Raw genomic sequence first — 18,880 nt, 5'->3', positions numbered from 1 at the left:
TTTTTTCTTGTTCTCAGTCCGGAGCCACCATGAGCATCAGCACCATCGCCAGTTCCGGAATGCAGGTGGCCGCCCTGCGCCAGCAAGTGGCCGCCAGCAATGTGGCGCGTCAGCCGGTGGAGGGCAGCCCCCGCCAGGCCGTGGCGGCGAGCACGCAGACCGGCGGCGGTGTGACTGCCAGCGTGGTGGATGCGGCGGCGGATCCGTCCGCCTTGGCCACCGATCTGGTGGCCGGCCTGTCCGCGCGCAACGATTTTCAAGCCAACGCCAACGTACTGCGGCGCTCCGACGAAGCGCTGGGCAGCTTGTTGAACGTGCTGGCCTGAAGCAGGCGCGGTTCGCGGGCGTGAGCGCAATGCACATGCGGCACGCCGCAGCGGCTCACCGGGAAGGTGCGCCAAGCACCTGTTGTGCATCGACGATATCGATGCCTTGCAGTTGCCCCAGCAGGCTGTCGAACCACGGTTTATGCATCGCGCCAACGATGACCAGCACGCGTGCGCCGGGTCGATCGCCGAAGCTGGTGCGGATGTTGGAGACCATGCGCAGGTTGCGCGCTTCCCAACCGGCCACATACCGCTGCCCGTAATGCTCCGGTGAGCTGTCGCGGAGCGCCGCGCGGAAATCGACATCCGCCGCGAGCTGCGCGTTGCCGGGCGCATTGATCGCGCGATACAGCTCCAGCAGGCGGCCCTGCGATGCCAGCGCATCTTCCTTGTCGCGCATTGGCTTCGCGCGTGGTGCGGCCTGTTCCCACTGGGCCTGGATCACCTTGCCGTACGCCGCCGGGTCGCCAAGATCGATGTTGTCGCCGGTGTGGTCGTCCACCGGATGGACCCGCTGCAGGCCGAGCTGCGCCGCCAGGCGTGCGGCAATCTGCTGGCTCTCGTTGGGGCGGTCCTGATACGCGCGCAACCAGGTCACCAGCGCCTGGTCCAGGCCATCGCCTGCACGCTGTTCGGCGGCCGGCAGTTGCATCCATTGCACGCTGGCCGATGCAGGGTCGCCTGCAGCCAGGAACACCGCGGCCAGGTGGCGGCGCTGCGCGGGTGTGGATGTGCGCGCGATGGTCTTCAACAGCGTGCGCATCTGGGCGATTGCCGCGGGTACGTCCAGCCCGGTTGCGGCCTGCGCGGCGGCCGTGTCCGGGCAATACGCGGCCACGTCCTCGGCCAGATACACCGCTGGATGCCGCCGCATCAGGTCGCAGGTTTCGCCAGACAGCCCTTCAATGGTGATGATGTCCGGCTTGAACGCGGCAAGGCGCTCCAGCAGCGGTTGCAGGCGCGCGGTGCTGACATCGCTCCCCTTCGGCAGCTGCGACAGATGCACGCTCCCCAACACCAGAACCGGCGTGCGCGGGCCGGCCATCTCCGCATCCAGCGTGGACAGGTCAACGTGGGTGGCCTGCGCCTGTGCGAGGCTAGGCAATACGAGCGCAAACGACAGGGCCCATCTAAACGCATGCAGATGCATCTTCATTCCTTGAGGTGGTGCGCGGATGCGGAACCGGTGAACGTGCCGGCCTGCAGATGGACGCGGCGCCGCGTGTGGTTGCGTTGTCGTTCGGTCCGGGTGATCACAGTGCGCTGTGGAGCCGCTGGCGCACGACGAGTGTCGTTGCCGCGTACGCTTGGAAACAATAGGCGATAAGTCACTGCGCCTGATGGCGGTGCGTGCGCGGGGTTCGCAGGCTGCCCGTTGCCGTTGAGTGCCTGTGCGGCGTCGTTGTTGATGCAGCTGCCTGATGTGCGTTGTGCTGTGTCGCTTGCGAGTAGCGATGTGGGTTTCCAGCGCGGTCTTCATCACCGTGAATCCGGGACGCATGTCCGCATGCAACGCAATTGGTCGGCAGACGCTGGCATCTGCAACGTGCAAGCGCGTGACGTGTCTGGCACCGCGCGCACCGTGCATCCACCCACGTCGTCTTGTTGGTGGCATCCAGGCTGCTAATGATCCCGTCCGCGGTGACGCCAGCATCCATCAAAGACTGCCTATGCTCAAAACCACACTGCTTCGCTACGGACCATGCCCCCACATGCCTGAGCTCCACGTGCCTGCAGCCTCCCGCGCGCCTGTGCAGATTTCCGCACCCCTGCCAGGCAGCGGCCACAAGACGTGGCGCCAGTGCGCGCGCACGATGTGAAGTCAAGACTCGAATGGGGCGCAACGATGGACCGTCGAACGTTTTTGCGGCAGGGGATTGCCGCCACCGCCGTGGTAGGCGTGGCGGGTGCCGGGGCGGTACCGGCTGCGGTGGCCGGCGACGCCACGCCTGTGCCGCTGCATCCGCGCCTGGAAGCGCTGCCTTCGGCGGCGCATGTCGGTGCCACGCTTTGCCGGTTTCGCCACCTGGAGCAGGACTGGACCGTCTACGAGCATCTCGACGACCCGCAAGGCCAGCTGACGCTCTGGACCGACAGCGGCATGCTGCGCCTGGACAAGCGCACCGAGCCTGCCTATCCGGCCGCGGGTAAGCCGTATTTCGGCCTGCCGCTGGCCGAGGTAGCGATGGCCGAAGCGGATCTGCTCGCCGACCGCCTGCTGCGCGATGGCGACCCGGACGAGGCGCAGGTGCGCGACGTGGCGCCACCGCCGGCCTCGCTGCTTGATCCCAAGGACAATGGCGGGCGCTGGCCGTGGACCACCTTTGTCGGCACGCGCGAAGCGCTCGACACCATGCCCATCCTGCCCAACGGCCGCAGCCGCACGTCGCGCCCGGAACATGCCTTTACCGCGTTGGGCGACGAGGCGCTGATCAAGCGGCGCGAGGAGGGCATGCTCGGTGGGTGGATGCCGGCGGTGCGCAAGGTCATGCGCCACGATGGCCAGGCCGATACGTGGTACGACGTATTGGTGTTTGCCGATGTGCGCGCCACCGATCGCTTCGTGGTGCAGACCTGGTACCGCACCATGCAGGTGAAAGGTGGGCAGATCGTGGCGGTGCACTACACCCACAGCTACCCTGCCTTTGGCCCGGTGCGTGGCGAGGCCAGTGCCGAGCAGTTCTATGCGGCGCTGCTCGATTTTGCCGCGTATTGGCAGCACGCACTCAACGGCACGGTGCAGGCGCAGCTGCCCGATGCCAGCTGGAACGACATGGCGCAGTTTGCGTTTGCGCGCGAACTGGTGGTGCGCCCCGGCGGCGACTACCCCAAGTACGGCGCAGTGGAGCGCGACTACTACGGCAACGAGTACGACGGCTTTCAGGACACCTTTACCAGTTCCTTCTACGCCAACCTGGAGTGGGGGCGCTTCGACCAGGCCGCCGCGGTGCTGGACAACTATTTCGCGATGTTCGTGCAGGACGACGGCCTGCCGAACATGCGCGGACCGGAGGTCGGGCAATTCGGGCTGACGTTGTCGCTGTTGGCGCGCTATCTGCGGTACACCGGTGATGTCACGCGCCTGCGCCGGCATCTGCCCAGGATCACCGCCACCGCGCAGGTGTTATGCACCTTGCACGACCAGGCGCTGGCGTTGCCGCGTAACGCCCATGGCCACGGCCTGCTGCATGGCTGGAACGAATCCGATGCCTGCCTGTTCCCCGATCCGTCGCTGTGGTGGAAGCCGTACTACGCCAACAGCGCGCTGACCATTCGCGGCTGGGAAGACATCGCACAGGTCTGGCGCACGCTCGGCGGCGAGCCATCTGTCGCGCAGGACTGGCAGCGCCGCGCCCGGCAACTGCGCGCGCGTCTTGAAGCCAGCCTGCGCGCCAACGTGCGGCGTGATCTCTCACCGCCGTACGTGGGGCCACTGCCAGGTACCACGCTGACGTTCCGGCAATCGCTGCTGCAGGAAAAACCCAGCGAACAGCAATGGCCGCACCGTGCCTATGCCGAACTATTGCAGGCCGATGTGCTGCCGGAGGCATTGGCCAACCTGGTGATCGATTGCCTGCGTGGCCACGGCGGCACCAGCTTGGGTGTGGTGGCCAACATCGCGCCGCCCGAGCCCGGCAGCCGAGATCTGCTTGGCTTTATTTCCTACGGTTATGCGCAACAACTGCTGCGGTTGGACCGCATCGAAGAGTACCTGCTGTTCCTGTACGCGCATCGCTATCAGGTGCACACGCGCGGCAGCTGGACGGCCGGCGAGGTCAGTGGCATCACCGGTGGCATGCCGCTGTTCTGCATTCCCGCGCAGATGACCATCCCGCTGCTGCTGCGCTGGATGCTGGTCAGCGATGACAGCGCCGGCGAGCAGCTATTCCTGGCACGTGCAGTGCCGCGTGCTTGGTTCGGCACCGGCAAGACGGTGGGCATCACCGCTGCGCCCACGCGCTGGGGCACGGTCACGCTGACGCTGCAGGCCCTGCCGGAGCAGCGCCGCATCGATGCGCAGGTGGTGCTACCCGCGCGCAGCCCGCAGCAGACCTGGCTCAGCATGCGCCCACCGCACGGCACGCGCCTGCAACGGGCAGCGGTGGACGGAAAGCCGGCGCGCCTGCACGGGCCACACGGCGACCGTGTGGCACTGCCTGGCACCGGTGGCACGGTAAGCGTGCAGGGGTGGTACACGTGAGCCAGTAGCTGCGAGATCGCTGACAGCGCGCCAAGCCCGTGCCGCCGTGGGCCTCTGCTGCGGTACTACAGCGGCACGCCTGCCGCCAGGACGCGTATCTCCTGTAAGCGAGCGTTGTGGCGCACTAGCTGGTCTATGCCACACAAACGTGGATGACGTCGGTAGATGTATCGGCGTCGCAACGTTGTGTCGATCAAGCGCGCTGTGCACGAGTGTCGCGATGCGTTGCGAGTAGCGCGCTGTGACACAGACCTCGAAACACCGCGTGCGCAGCAGCGCCAGGTCCTTCAGTCGCTGGCCCTACAAAACCCTGCTATGCCCGTTATCGATAGTCAGCAAGCGAACTTCCGCACGCTGGCCGGATAAATTCGTCAAGACGGCGCGCTGGCGTTGTCGCAAGCTTTTTTTGCGTTGTCCGGTGTTACCGGGCATGTGCTCTCAGGGGGAGCCACGTCATCGTTGGTGCTGGAGACCTGCCGTGTTTGATGGCGGTCGTAGGTGTCGCATCTGTCATGTCCCAACTCACCTCGCGCTGTCGCAGTGCGGCAACGCCGTGCGCGTGCGTGGGCCGTTGTCCCCATGAAATCACAAGGAACTCCGATGTCGCACAGCCGTTCCGCTGGGTTGCTGCCCCCGTTCTCGTGCAAGACACCGTTGCGTCGCGCGATCCTGCTTGTGCTGGCCGCGGCGGCGCTGCCCGCAGCCGCGCAACAGCAAGGCAGTGATGCGAGCGCGTCGCCGGAGACCGCGCAGACGCTGGAGCAGGTCAACGTCACCGGCACACATTTGCGCCGCGTGGATGCAGAAACCGCCAGCCCGGTGGTGGTGATCGATCGTCAGCGCATCGAGGACAGTGGCAAGAGCACGTTGGGACAGCTGCTGCAGCAGCTGCCGGTGATGGCCGGCTTCATGGCAGGGCCGGCGCTCAATTCCGGCTTCAGCCACGGACGCGCACTGGTGTCGCTGCGCAATCTCGGCCCCGAACGCACGCTGGTCTTGGTCAACGGCCATCGCATGGCGGGGCCGGCAAGCAGCGTGGCCTCTGCGCCCGGCGTGGACGTCAATGCGATTCCGGCGGCAATGGTCGAGCGTGTGGAAGTGCTCACCGATGGCGCCTCTTCGGTGTATGGCTCCGATGCGATTGGCGGGGTGGTCAATATCATCCTCAAGGACAAGTACGACGGCTTTGCCGCCACCGTCGACTATGCCCAAAGCACGCACGGCGATGCCAACAGCCGCACGCTCGGTGTGGAGTGGGGCAAGAGCTGGGACCGCGGCGGGGTGATCGTCGGGCTGAGCCGCAATTCGATGAATCCGGTCTTCAACCGCGACCGCAGCTATGCGGCCAAGGCCGTGGAATATTTCGAAGGGCAGGTCAGCGAGGTCCGCGGCGCCAACACCCGCGCCTTCCTGACCGACGGGCGCCGGTTGACGCCGGCCGAGGGCGTTGCGCCCGGCCCGGTGGGCCAAGATGCGTTTCGCCCGTATCAACGCGCTACCGACAGCTACAACGTTTACGACGCGCAATACCTGATCACGCCGATCGAGCGCACCAACGCCTCGCTGCACGGCAGCTTCGACTTCACCCCCAGCATCCAGGGCTATATGGATGTGTTCTGGACCCGCAGCAAGACCACGTCGCGGCTGGATGCGTTCGGCCTGGAAATGCTCGGTGCGTCCGACAACTACTACAACCCGTTCGGCGATCTGCTGGAGCGCTACGACCTGCGCTCCACCCAGGCCAATACACGCGTGTATACCGCCACGATGTTCCAGACCAACATCGTGGCCGGCCTGCGTGGGCGCGTGCAGGGCACCAGCTGGCAGTGGGACGCGGCAGCCGGCTATGCGCGCTACAAGGACACGCTGGTGCGCACCGGTTTTTCGATCACCTCTGCATTGAACAATGCGGTGGGCGCCTCGTTCCTGGACAGCGATGGCGTGGTCAAGTGCGGAGCGCCCGGTGCGGTCATTGCAGGGTGCACGCCCATCAACATCTTCAACCCAAATGACCCGGCTACCATCGCCGCATTGCGCGGCACGCAGCGCCCGGTGGACCTGATCGACGAAAGCGAGATGCGGTTTGTCGACATCAGCGCCAATGGCGATCTGTTCGCCATGCCGGCCGGCGCGGTGCAGGCGGCGGTGGGGCTGGTGTACCGCACCAACAAGTTTGCGCAGGGCACCACCAGCGATGTGGCCGCCGCCGATGCCGATGGCAATTGCGATTACAACGATGGCTGCATCCTGCAGCAGGGGCGCGATGAATCCGTGCGCGAGGCCTATGCAGAACTGCTGGTGCCGTTGCTGAAGGGCGCCCCGTTTGCGGACACGCTCAACCTCAACCTGGGCTCGCGCTATTCGAAGTACGACGCCTGGGGCGCGACCACCAACAGCAAGGTCGCGATCGAGTGGCGGCCGGTGGCGAACCTGCTGGTGCGCGCCACCGGCTCGCAGGTGTTCCGTGCGCCGGCCTTGGGCGACCTGTACGGCTCGCCCTTCACCGCGGTGATCGACAACACCGGTGATTTCCAGGACCCATGCGAAGGCTACACCGGCGCACCCAATCCGGCCTGCACCAACGTGCCCAACGATGGCAGCTTCACCAATACGGCGCGCTTCAATGTGGTGACCTCCGGCGCCAACAATATCGGCTTCCAGCTCAAGCCCGAGCGCGGCCGCTCCTACAACCTGGGGGTGGTGTACGACCCGCTGCAGAACCTGTCGGTGAATGTGGACAGCTGGCGGGTGGTACTGGATGACATGCTGTCCGGTGTTGGCGATCAGCAGGTGGTCAGCGACTGTTTCGAAGGCCGCGAGGCGGCGTTCTGCGGGCTGATCCAGCGCGATGCCAATGGCCAGCTGACGCGGGTGGCGGTGCCATTCGCCTATAACAGCGGCAAGGTGGATATCCGTGGTTACGACGCCGGCATTCACTACCGCCTGGCAGACACCGCATGGGGCGATTTCAGCACCGGGCTGGATGCAACCTACTTTTCGAGTTTTCGCTTTGCGGGAGAGACCCATAACTATGTGGGCGAGAATTCCAGCTGGGGCAACATGCCGCGCTGGCGTGCCGTGGCCAACCTTGCCTGGGACAAGGGGCCGTGGCATGCGAGCTGGAACACGCGTTACCTGGGCCCCACCGTCAATGGCAGCCAGTACGAGGACTTCTGCGCCGACACCAATGCCGATGGCAGTTGCCGTTATTTCCGCATCGGCTCGGTGGTCTATCACGATGCATCGCTGAGCCGGAAGATCGCCGCCCTGCACGGCACGCTGGCGCTGGGCGTGGACAACCTGGGCAATCGCAAACCACCGCGCTTCTACAGCTACTCCAACGCCGCCAACACCGAAGCAAGCACCTACGACACCTTGGGGCGTTATTTCTGGAGCCGGCTGCGGGTAGAGTTTTGAGCGCGGCCGGGTGCGTGGCGACCTTGCGCGCGAACCGAGTCGTCGCAGCCGGGCAGCGGCGCATGTACAGAACGACCGCGCCGCCTTCGTTTCGCTGCGGGGTGCTTCGCGTTCGCGCAATGCCCCACGTCCTGGCCGCGTATGGTGGATGACCGCCGCACAACCGAGCGGAGAGCCGGCGGGCGGGCAGCACGGCGCAAAGCCATCGGTCCAGTCACGCCGAGTGCGCTGCCGTGCGTCGTGCCTTTTCACCTGCACGGAGTGCGCGCATGCAGCGTTTGGGGTTGATCGTGGTGCAGCGCATGCATAGCTGCCTGAGCTTGCGGGCGCAGCGCGTAGGCTTGGCAGCGCTGTGTCTTCTGGTGCTCTTCGTCACCAGCACGGCTTCGGCTGGTACCAAGCAGGCGCAGGAAGCGCCGGTGGTCAAGGCCAATGCTGCCATTGGCGAACCACGCTTTCGCGGGCTGGCGCATCCGGTGCCCGAAAGCGGCGTGGCCTTCGCGCCGGATGGCCAGCTGGCCAGGATCTTCGCGGCCGATGTCGCACGCGGTGCAGGGCAGGTGCCGGGCAACGACTTCTGGGTGGACCGCATGCTGGTGCGCGAGGGCACCGGCGGCGGATTCGACGATGAGAACAACTGGCTGTTCACGCGCGGCCGCGCCGCGTATCTGTCTTCGCACGTTCCCGAGCAGCCGGGGTTCGTTGGCCAGGTAGCGTACTGGCATGCCACCGACTACGACGCGTTGTTCCACTTGCAGTCCACGCAAGGCACGCGCGAGGTGCAGTGGAACGAGCAGCCGCAGCAGCGGCGGCAGACGACCAGCTACTTCAGCACCGTGTTCGAAGATGCGGGCGCCGGGGTGCGGATGCGTTTGGTCAAATACATCACCGAGCAGAACGTGGCGGTCGCCACGTTTGTGCTGTCCAGCCTGGATGGTGCGCCGCATACGCTGTCAGTGCAGGCGCGCTCACCGATGGCAACGCATGCCGATGGCGCTGCGCTGACGGGCGCATTCGATGCCTACAACGCGATCACCACGGTGTTTCCGCGGCTGTCAGGCGATGGCTTTCGTGTGGACGGTGCCCGCTTGGTGCGTGAGGTGGCCGTACCCGCCACCGGCGAGGCGGCGCCCATCAAGGTGCAGCTGGGCCTGCTCACGCACGAGCTACCGGAGGCCCAGGCCGAGTACGACCGCATTGCCGGGCAATCGCCGCAGCAGGCGTATCAGCAGCATGTGGCCCGCTACAACCGCTGGTGGGTGGACAACGTGCCGTATCTGGACACGCCCAACGCGAACATCACCAAGAGCCTGTTCTACCGCTGGTGGGTGCTGCGTTTCAACTTTCTCGATGCCAATGTGCCAGGCAACGATTACCAGTTCCCGGTCGCGATCGAAGGCGTGCTGGGCTACAACAATGCCATCGTGCTGACCACCGGCATGTTTCTGGACGATTTGAAGTATCTGCGCGACCCGATCTACGCCTACGGCAGCTGGCTCAGCGCCGGCGAAACCGCAGGCGGTGGCAAGTATGTGGACAACCCCGGATCGCCGGAAAACTGGTCCAACTCCTACGCACAGTCCATCACCGCCGCGGCCTGGCGCTCGCTGCAGGTGCATGGTGGCCCACCGGCGCTGGCCAGCAAGTTGGCGCGCTATGGCAGTGGCGACGTGGATGGCGTACTGGCTGCCTACGATCTCAACCACAATGGCTTGATCGAGTACGACTGGGCCGCGATGACCGGCAACGACGCCGATGCGGTGTCCTTCGACTGGGCAAAGCAACACGGCGAGATCCGCATGGACCGCACCGAAAGCGCCTACGTGTACGCCAATGCGCACGCGGCCGCGCAGGCCGCGCAGCTGGCCGGTGACAGCGGGACCGCGCAACGCATGCAGACCACTGCGGCGCGCATCCGCAAGGCGGTGCTGGAGGTATTGTGGCAGGACCGCAGCAGCACGGCCGATTCGGTGGGATTATCCGGCGATCTGCTCAAGCACCGCCAGGCCAAGGGCCCGCGCCTGCCGGTGGACTGGAAGGAAACCAATAACTATTACCCCTTCAGCGTGGGCCTGATGCCTAAGCACGGCGATGCCGACGACGACCCCAAGTACATCCGCGCCTTGCGCCTGTTTGCCGATGCCGCGCAGTACCCGCTGTTTCCGTTCTACACGGCAAATCAGGTCGATCTGCATGCGCGCGGTAGCGGCGCAGAGGCGGGCAGCAATAACTTTTCAACCATCAATGCAACGGTTGCGTTCCGCTTGCTGGGCGCAGCCTTACGCGATTACCCCAGCCCGTATCTGAGTGCGCACAGTTACCGCACGTTGCTGTACTGGAATGCGTGGGCGACGTATATCAATGGCGACAACCGTTACCCGGATCAGAACGAATTCTGGTCCAAGGGCAGCGCCGCAAACGGCGGCACGATCGGCTACCGCTCGTGGATCCACCACACCCAGCTGGGCGCAACCAACTTCAGCATGATCGAAGATGCGATGGGCTTGCGCCCGCGCAGCGACAACCAGATCGAGTTGTATCCGATCGACATCGGCTGGGAACATTTCGCTGCCGATAACCTGCGCTACCGCGATCGCAACCTGAGCATCGTCTGGGACCGTGATGGCACCCACTACGCCGGCCAGGTGCCCAAGGGCTATAGCGTGTATCTGGATGGCCGGCTGGCGTTCCGTATCGACCGGCTGGCGCATGTGCTCTACGACCCGGCGAGCGGGCAAGTGACGGCGCTGCCCGACGCGGTCAACCCTGCCGGTGCGGTACAGGTGCTGGAAACGCACCCGGCGCACCTGGCAACGATGACGCAGGTGGCGTTCGCTCCCGCCTCACGCGCGGCGCAGGTGCTGGCCAAGGCCGGGCTGGATGTGACATTACCCGCGGCGGCGCGGCTGGATCTTGCACACGGCGCGCAGGCCACCGCCAGCTTCGCCACGCCCGGGTTCGCGGCTGCGGCGGCGGTGGACGGAAGCACCGCCAATACGCCGTTCTGGGGCACCGCAGGCTCGCCGGCGGCCAGCGACTGGCTCGCGCTGCGGTTCGCTGGCAGCCGGCAGGTGGATCAGGTGGTGCTGTACTTCTATCGCAGCTCGTCGCCCGGCGGCGAGCAGCACGGCTTCCCCTCGGGAACCCGGCCTGGCTACGCCGCACCATGGATGTACGTGGTGCAGTACCAGGATGGCGGCAGCTGGAAGGACGTACCGGGGCAGGTGCGTGATGCGCTGATTGCCGAGGGCAACCGCAATCGGGTGCGTTTCCCGCCACTGCGTGCGCAGGCGCTGCGGGTGGTAGTGACGCATGCCGGCAGTGCACGCACCGGTATCAAGGAACTGCAGGTCTTCAACAGCAGCCAGGCGCCGCCCGCGTTCGTGGGCAATGTGGCGCCCCAGGTGCAGGCCTGGCAGCTGGACACGCCCGGTGCCGACGGCACGGTGCGGGTGAACGGGCGTGTGGGTGACGATGGCCTGCCCAGCGGCGCGCTGCAGGTGCGCTGGTCGCTGCTGCAAGGCCCGTCTGGCGGCGAGGTGGTATTCGCCGATCCTGCGGCAGTGCAGACCACAGTGCGTTTCACGCAGGCAGGGCATTACACCTTGCGGCTGGCTGCCAACGACGGCGCGTTGGCCGGCCACGCCGATGTGCAGGTGAACGCGCCTGCATCGCCGCCTGTTGAGCGCATTGCGCTGCAGAGCCTAGCCACGGTCAGCGCTCAGCTCACCGGCACGCAGTACCGCGTGCAGGCGCTCAACGACGGCGTCCTCCCTGCGGCGGACAGCACGCCCAACGGCAGCCGGCGCTGGGGCAGTTACGGCCGCGCGCAGCCGCAGACGGTGTGGCTGCACTACCAATGGCCGCGACCGGTGCGGCTGTCGTCCAGCACGCTGTATTTCTGGAGCGATCAACCCGACGGCGCCGTGGCGCCACCCGCCAGCTGGACACTGCAGACGTTGCAGGACGGGCGCTGGCAGGACGTGTCGGCCCGCAGCGGGTATCCGGTGGCCGCCAATGGCGCGGTCAGCACGGTGAGCTTTGCGCCCATCGTCACCACCGGCCTGCGTGCGGTGCTGACCACGCAAACCTTGGGCACCGGGCGCGCAGCGATCGGCGTGGACGAATGGCAGGCGTGGTCGGACGTGCCCAGGCAGCTGGAGCCGATCGATCTGCGCACCGCGCCGGGTGAGCTGCCCACGCTGCCGCAGGAGGTCACCGCGTTTTATGCCGATGGCAGCGTGTTGCCGGTGGCGGTGCAGTGGCCGGATGTTGCATCCGAAAGACTGGCCAGCGAGGGCAAGGTCGAGGTGCAGGGCCTGGTGGAAGGCGTGGTGCCGATCAAGGCCACGCTCTGGGTGCGCGCCACGCCGCCGGGCCAGATCACGGCCGTGCAGCCGTTGCCGGTGGTCATGGCGGTGGTGGGGCAGGCACCCACGCTGCCGGGGTTCGTCAGCCTGCAATACAACGACGGCTCGCGCGAACGCGTGCCAGTGCACTGGCCGGCGCTGGCGCCAGCGCGCTACGCGCAACCGGGCGAGATCCCTCTGACCGGCACTGCGCAAGGGCGCGTGCCGACCGGGCAGGTGGCGGTGCCACTCATGCTGCAGATCAAGGCGGCCACGCCATGAAGTGGAGCGTTATGTGCGCGCGTGCGTGCGCACGCATCTTCGCGACGACCTTGTGGTTGGTCAGTGTTCCGGCATGCGCGGCAGTGCCAGCGCAGCCCGTGCAGTTGCACGCGCCGGGCAACCCGATCCTGGCCGACGGCAGCACGTATTCGGCCGACCCGGCGCCGCTGGTGGCCGATGGCAAGCTCTACATCCTGGCCGGGCGCGACACCGCGCCCCCGGAGCGCAACGACTTCGTCATGCCGGGCTGGCAATTGTTTGTGACCGGCGACCCCGAACGCGGCAACTGGAGCCACTACCGCGACTTTTTGCGCCCGCACGCCGTGTTCGCCTGGGCCGGCAAACGCCACGCCTATGCAGCGCAGATCGTGCAAGGGCCCGATCGCCGCTACTACCTGTATGCGCCAGTGCAGCAGCGCAACGCGTCCAGTGCCGATCCATTCGGCATCGGCGTGGCGGTGGCCGACAGCCCACTCGGTCCGTGGACCGATGCACATCCACAGGGGCCGATCGTGTCGCAGTCGGTGCCCACGCCCAACACCATCCAGAACATCGATCCCACCGTGCTGGTGGATGACGACGGCCGCGTGTATCTGTACTGGGGCACCTTCGGCGCGCTGTACGGCGTGGAGCTGCAGCGCGACATGGTCAGCTTCAAGGGCACGCCGGTGGCGGTGGACACGCTGGGCGGCTATTTCGAGGCGCCCTGGTTGTTCAAGCGCAAGGGCACCTACTACCTGGCATATGCCGCCAACAATGCCGGGCGCGGCTCGGCATGCACGCCAACGCAGTATCACGCGTGCATCGCGTATGCGAGCGCGCCCACGCCACTGGGGCCGTGGACGTATCGCGGCATCGTGCTGCCACCGGTGAGTTCGACCACCTCCCATCCGGGCATCGTCGCCTTTGCCGGCCAGTGGTATCTGGTCTACCACACCGCCGATGCCGCCGGCGGTGGGCATTTCCGTCGCAGCGTGGCGATCGATCGCCTGCAATGGGACGACGGCACGCAGCCGGCCAGCATCCGCACCATCACGCCGACGCGGCGCCCGCAACCGCCGATGCAGCCGCAGCGCAACCAAGCGCCAGCCGCCTACGCCAGCGCCTCCAACGGCCCGGATATTCCCGTGCAGTACTGGATGGCAGCGCTCAACGACGGCATCGTCAAAGCGAATCCGCTGCCGCCACAGCTGTGGGGCAGCTGGATGCCAGACAACCCGCCGCAGCAATGGATTCAGTACAGCTGGGCACAGCTGGTGACGCTGGACCGCACCCGCATCGTGTTCTGGGCCGACCAACCGACGGGCGCGCAGATCGGCGTGGCGCCACCGGCGCGCTGGCATCTGGAATATCGCCAGGGTGGGCACTGGGTGCCTGTGCAGGCCAGTGACCGCTATGGCACACGGACCGGGCGCTATGAGGCTGTGTCGTTCTCACCGGTGACCACGCGTTGCGTGCGTGCGGTGTTCGATGCGTCCGGTTCCGGCCCCAGCTACGCCGCCTTCGCCGTGCAGGAGTGGGAAGTACTGGCACCGCAGCCGCAGCAACTGCCCGCCGCCACGGACGCCGACAGCCGCCACTGCGATGCGCCGTGATTGCGCTGACGACAACGCAACCGCTGCCTACATTTCTCTCCACCCATCACCGGCTTTCTCACCTGGATCGACCCATGCTCCTGCAGTTGCAACGTCCCGCGCGCCTGTCGCAATTTCGTCTCCTTATCGCGTGCTGTCTAAGCATTGCCATGCTGCCAACGCTGGCGCACGCGGCGGCGCAGCCTGCCGAGCCCACACCGGCGCAGTACACCGCGGCGATCGGGTTGACCGACCGCTACGACGCCCTGGTCGACCGCCAGCCCAGCGCGCCGGTATGGGTGGATGCGCAGCGCTTTTTGTACCGGCGCGGGAGCATGCGCCAGGGCCAGGCGCCGGCGATCGCGTACCGGCTGGTGGACGCCGCCAGCGGGCGCAACACGCCGGCCTTCGACCACGCACGTCTTGCCGCCGCGCTGACCCAGGCCGGCGCACACAACGTGGATGCGGCAGCGTTGCATTTGCAGGATCCAGCGCTGGAACAGCAGACGCTGCGCTTTCAGCTGGCAGATCTTGGCTGGCAGTGCGAGTTGGTACGTTACCGCTGCACGCACCTGCCCGAGCGCGATGTGCGGCCCGAGTCGATGGACATGAGTTTCCCGCTCAAGCAGGGCGAGCGCTATGCCAAGCACTCGCCGGACGGGCGCTGGCGGGTGTGGGTGGAGCAGGGCAATCTGCTGATCGCCCCGGTGGGCGGCGGCACGCCAACGGCCATCAGTGACGATGGCAGTGCGAGCGACTTCTACGCCATCGACACGGTGGTGTGGTCGCCCGACTCGCAACATGTGGCCGCCTATCGGGTCAAGGCGCCGCCGCCGCACATCGTGTATTACATCGAATCGGCGCCGGCCGATCGCGTGCAACCCAAGCTGCATCAGCAGGTCTATCCCAAGCCCGGCGACCCATTGCCGGTGATGCAGCCAGTGCTGTTCGACGTGGCCACGCGCACCGCGCGCCCGGTGGACATGACCCTGCTGCCCAACGCCTTCACCCTTAGCGAGCTGCAATGGTGGAAGGACAGCCGCGGCGTGACCTTCGAATACAACGCCCGTGGGCATCAGCTGTACCGCGTGATCGAAGTGGATGCAGGCACCGCCGTTGCGCGCACCGTGATCGAGGAAACCTCGCCCACCTTTATCGAGTACTCGCCACTCAGTGGCGACAACGAAGACGGCGGCAAGTACGCGCGCCACGATCTTGCCGATGGCGCGCAACTGCTGTGGGCCTCCGAGCGCGATGGCTGGGAACACCTGTATCTCTACGATGGCCGCACTGGTCGCGTGATGCGCCAGGTCACCCGTGGCGAGTGGGTGGTGCGCAGGCTCGATCATGTCGACGAGGCGGCCGGGCAGGTGTACTTCAGCGCCTCCGGCATGCAACCCGGTGAAGACCCGTACTACCGCCATGCCTATCGCATCGGCCTGGACGGCACCGGCCTGACCGCGCTGACCCCGCTGGCCGCCGATCATGATGTGCGTTATTCGCCGGACGGGCGCTGGTTTCTGGACCTGTCTTCGCGCGTGGACCTGGGGCCGGTACTGGAGCTGCGGCGCAGTGCGGATGGCAGCCTGGTACACACGGTGGAGCGCACAGATCTAAGCCACCTGCTGGCGGCCGGTTGGCAGCCGCCGTTGCCGTTCCATACCCCCGGGCGCGATGGCAAGACCGAGATCTGGGGCGTCATTTTCCGCCCCCAGCAGCTCGATGCCCAGCAGCCGTATCGCGTCGTCGAATACATCTACGCCGGGCCGCAGGGCTCGTTCGTGCCGAAGCGCTTCACCACGCGCACGCCGCCGCTGACGGGGCTCGGCTTTGCGGTGGCGCAGATCGACGGCATGGGCACCAACAACCGCTCGCGCGCTTTTCACGACGTGGCCTGGCGCAATCTTAAAGACGCCGGCTTGCCGGACCGCATCGCCTGGCACAAGGCGGCCGCCGCACGTTACCCCTGGTACGACATTCGCGGCGGGGTGGGCGTGTACGGCACCTCGGCCGGCGGGCAGAACGCGCTGGGCGCGTTGCTGTTCCATCCCGAGTTCTACGTGGCCGGCGTGGCGAACTCAGGCTGCCACGACAATCGCATGGACAAGATCTGGTGGAACGAGCAATGGATGGGCTGGCCGGTGGGGCCGTGGTACGCCGAATCCTCGAACGTGGAAAACGCCGCGCGCCTGCAGGGCCATTTGCTGCTGGTCACCGGCGACATGGACAAGAATGTCGATCCTGCCAGCACCTTCCAGGTGGCCGATCGCCTGATCAAGGCGGGCAAGGATTTCGACCTGCTGGTGGTGCCCGGCGGCGATCACGGCGCAGGCGGTGACTACGGCAAGCGCCGCCTGTTGGATTTTTTCCAGCGCTGGTTGCACCGCACTCCGACGCCGGAGTGGAATCAGGTCTCTGCCGCAGTGCCCGCGCCATGACAACGGATTGGCAGGCCGGCGTTGCGCAACGTGGCGATCCAGCCGAACGCCGCCGAAAAACTGCGCTTGTGAGTCGGCGTCTCCCGCAGCTCATCGGTAATCGCGGCTGCATCGCAAGACCGACCGGCGATCCCACTGCCCACTTGCACGACCCGATTCACATGCATCCCTGCACTTCGTTTTGGAGACCCGACAATGACGCAACATCTCATCCCCGTCACGCGCTGGATACTTGGCGCCGTCCTTTCGATGTCGCTGCCCAGCCTGGCAATGGCGGACGAAACGGTCGGTTGCCAGAGCCTCTCGCAACGCTATCCCTGGGGGGCGGCGCAGCCGCTACGCACCTGGACGCCCAACAATGGGCAACCGGACGCCGGAAAACCGAACAACGCCGGCATTGCGCAGGGGCAGCCCTTCGATGCCAGGTTGGTCGTTGCCGTCGGGGAGGCGTCTTCGCAATCCTGGCGCACGGTGGTGCTGGAGAGTGCCGATGGCTGCCGCCGGCGCTATCAACTCAATTCGTTTGGAGAGCCTGACCGCCGCTATGTTGCCAATGTCGCCAAGGCACATCCAATCCGCAAGGACACCCGCCGCTATGTCACCGAGGCCGAGCCCGAGACGGTCACTGCCGCGATGCTGGCCAATGGTTCTGTGCAGAAGTACGAAACGCAGCACTTTGCGTTGTGGTACGGCATCGATCGCAATGGCGAGAGTTACCGCGACGTGGCCAGCCGGGGACTGGTGTGGAAGGATTTTGTCGCCCAAAGCGCGCGTTGGCTGGAGCAGGTTTGGGACATGAACGCACAGGCGCTCGGTGCACCGATGCCGTATGCAACTGCAGCCAAACCCAAGCGCATTAATGTGTACATGTGCGCAACCGGCCTACCTTATGTGCAAGGCGGAGACCTTACCGAATGCGGCGCCTCCGGTGGTCAGGCCATCGGCGCCTCGTCGTGGGCGCTGGGCTATGGGTCATTCTCGATTGCACACGAATTTACCCATGTCATCCAGTTCTACAGCGGCGGCTATCGCAACAAGCAGGCGGCCGGGTGGTTCTGGGAAACCAACGCCAACTGGAGCGCGTACCAGACAACGCGCATGGACGACCAATGGCTGGCGTACTACTACTCGAATCTGGAAAACGGCCCGTTCTTTCCGCAAAGCCGCTACGGCGCGCATCCGTGGTTGATGTATCTGGACGAAAACGATGCCACCCGGTCACTGGTCTGGGACATGTGGCTGAAGAACCTGCGCAATGCCGATGGCGACACCCTGGAACTGCCGGTAGAGACCCTGGTGCGCCTGGGTCAGCAGGGCGGGCAGTTTCCAAACGGGTATCGTTCGTTCGCCGACACCGTGGGCCGCTATGGCGCACGTTTAGCGGCGTTCGACTTCGTCAGCCAAAAGGCGATGCTCGATATCGGCAACGGCAACGCCGCTGGCAAACGCTATGTGCCGCTCAAGCCCCTGGCGGCGCCCGGCCGCTACGCATCGTCGCCGGAGCGCCCGTTGAACATCTACGGCACGCACGTGATTCCGTTGACGCCGCTGAGCTCGGCGACCTCGATCAAGGTCAGCTTGACCGGCAAGACCCGCGCTGATCAGGCGTCGTGGCGATTCACTGTGGTCTCACTGGATGCCCAGGCGCATCCGCGCTACGCGCCGTTGGTTGCGGTGGACGGCACTGCGTCGGCGACTGCGTCATTCCCGCTGCAAGGCGGTAAAGGCATCACGCACTACCTGGTGGTCACCGCCACGCCGTATCGCTACTCCGAGGTGCCTACCGGGGAAGAGCAGCTGGCGGGCCAGGCAGCTGCGCGGTTTCCCTATGAGGTTAGTATTCAGGGCGCCACTCCGCTAGTGGGCCCGGCCGCGACCTGTTATGCCTATAAAGGCGACGATGGCCTGGATCGGAACTGGAATACCAACGGCCATCAGTTCGAGCCACAACCCTGCCGATGAGGTGAGTGGTCGCATGCACTGATTGCCGTGGGGTTGGGAGCGCAGATGGCTGTTCGGCTGCCGATCCCACGTTCCTGAGGCGCGCACGCGCAGATCCGCACCTGCGCTGCAGTCTGCTATGCGCGCGGTCAGCCGCTGAAAGTCGGCGGAGTTGCCCCGCCAATACATGTGCACTGCGCCGACGTCGGCGTCGACCGTCCATCGATCGTGCAAGTTTCCGCGCCAATGCGTTGCAAATGCGACAAGACGTCGGGTGGCGGTGCTGCCTAAAGTGTGACGCACCGATGACAAAGCGCGTGCTGGTACGCGCATTACCTGCTGATGCACATGT

General features: G+C 65.9%; 8 protein-coding genes. 7 read left to right on the top strand and 1 reads right to left on the bottom strand.

The window, feature by feature from the left end; genetic code table 11:
- The first annotated feature begins 29 nt into the window (after window positions 1-29).
- On the top strand, window positions 30-326 hold the full coding sequence (locus XCC_RS12500) for a hypothetical protein (protein WP_011037545.1): 297 nt from the start codon (window positions 30-32) through the stop codon (window positions 324-326).
- Window positions 327-381: 55 nt separating this feature from the next.
- Here XCC_RS12500 and XCC_RS12495 read toward each other — a convergent pair whose 3' ends face one another.
- Window positions 382-1,476: a DUF5694 domain-containing protein gene (locus XCC_RS12495; protein ID WP_057672197.1), complete on the bottom strand. Its 1,095-nt coding sequence runs from the start codon at window positions 1,474-1,476 to the stop codon at window positions 382-384.
- Window positions 1,477-2,172: 696 nt separating this feature from the next.
- On the opposite strand from XCC_RS12495, the gene XCC_RS12490 reads away from it, so the two are divergent.
- The 6 genes from XCC_RS12490 (at window position 2,173) to XCC_RS12465 (ending at window position 18,549) form a co-directional block, all read left to right on the top strand.
- Window positions 2,173-4,527, top strand: coding sequence for a hypothetical protein (locus XCC_RS12490; protein ID WP_011037543.1), 2,355 nt, complete (start codon window positions 2,173-2,175; stop codon window positions 4,525-4,527).
- A gap of 600 nt (window positions 4,528-5,127) precedes the next feature.
- Complete coding sequence (locus XCC_RS12485) at window positions 5,128-7,944, top strand: TonB-dependent receptor domain-containing protein (protein WP_029628937.1); 2,817 nt, start codon at window positions 5,128-5,130, stop codon at window positions 7,942-7,944.
- 269 nt (window positions 7,945-8,213) lie between these two features.
- Window positions 8,214-12,575: an Ig-like domain-containing protein gene (locus XCC_RS12480; RefSeq protein WP_012438056.1), complete on the top strand. Its 4,362-nt coding sequence runs from the start codon at window positions 8,214-8,216 to the stop codon at window positions 12,573-12,575.
- Between the two features lie 11 nt (window positions 12,576-12,586).
- The gene (locus XCC_RS12475) at window positions 12,587-14,170 is read left to right on the top strand and encodes a family 43 glycosylhydrolase (RefSeq protein ID WP_016944277.1); all 1,584 of its coding nucleotides are present in this window, start codon (window positions 12,587-12,589) and stop codon (window positions 14,168-14,170) included.
- Window positions 14,171-14,319: 149 nt separating this feature from the next.
- Window positions 14,320-16,587, top strand: coding sequence for a S9 family peptidase (locus XCC_RS12470; protein WP_372380383.1), 2,268 nt, complete (start codon window positions 14,320-14,322; stop codon window positions 16,585-16,587).
- Between the two features lie 195 nt (window positions 16,588-16,782).
- Window positions 16,783-18,549, top strand: coding sequence for a DUF6055 domain-containing protein (locus XCC_RS12465; RefSeq protein ID WP_172642097.1), 1,767 nt, complete (start codon window positions 16,783-16,785; stop codon window positions 18,547-18,549).
- Window positions 18,550-18,880 lie beyond the last annotated feature (331 nt).

Origin of the sequence: Xanthomonas campestris pv. campestris str. ATCC 33913 (assembly GCF_000007145.1) — a bacterium.
Taxonomy (GTDB): Bacteria; Pseudomonadota; Gammaproteobacteria; order Xanthomonadales; family Xanthomonadaceae; genus Xanthomonas; species Xanthomonas campestris.
Note: the sequence above shows the minus strand (reverse complement) of the source record. Positions and strands in the feature narration are given on the sequence as shown.

What these genes read in the sequence shown, in the direction of transcription:
- XCC_RS12500 (WP_011037545.1), top strand. Translation starts at nt 30, where the DNA reads ATGAGCATCAGCACCATCGCCAGTTCCGGAATGCAGGTGGCCGCCCTG.
- XCC_RS12495 (WP_057672197.1), bottom strand. Translation starts at nt 1,476, where the DNA reads ATGCATCTGCATGCGTTTAGATGGGCCCTGTCGTTTGCGCTCGTATTG.
- XCC_RS12490 (WP_011037543.1), top strand. Translation starts at nt 2,173, where the DNA reads ATGGACCGTCGAACGTTTTTGCGGCAGGGGATTGCCGCCACCGCCGTG.
- XCC_RS12485 (WP_029628937.1), top strand. Translation starts at nt 5,128, where the DNA reads ATGTCGCACAGCCGTTCCGCTGGGTTGCTGCCCCCGTTCTCGTGCAAG.
- XCC_RS12480 (WP_012438056.1), top strand. Translation starts at nt 8,214, where the DNA reads ATGCAGCGTTTGGGGTTGATCGTGGTGCAGCGCATGCATAGCTGCCTG.
- XCC_RS12475 (WP_016944277.1), top strand. Translation starts at nt 12,587, where the DNA reads ATGTGCGCGCGTGCGTGCGCACGCATCTTCGCGACGACCTTGTGGTTG.
- XCC_RS12470 (WP_372380383.1), top strand. Translation starts at nt 14,320, where the DNA reads ATGCTGCCAACGCTGGCGCACGCGGCGGCGCAGCCTGCCGAGCCCACA.
- XCC_RS12465 (WP_172642097.1), top strand. Translation starts at nt 16,783, where the DNA reads ATGACGCAACATCTCATCCCCGTCACGCGCTGGATACTTGGCGCCGTC.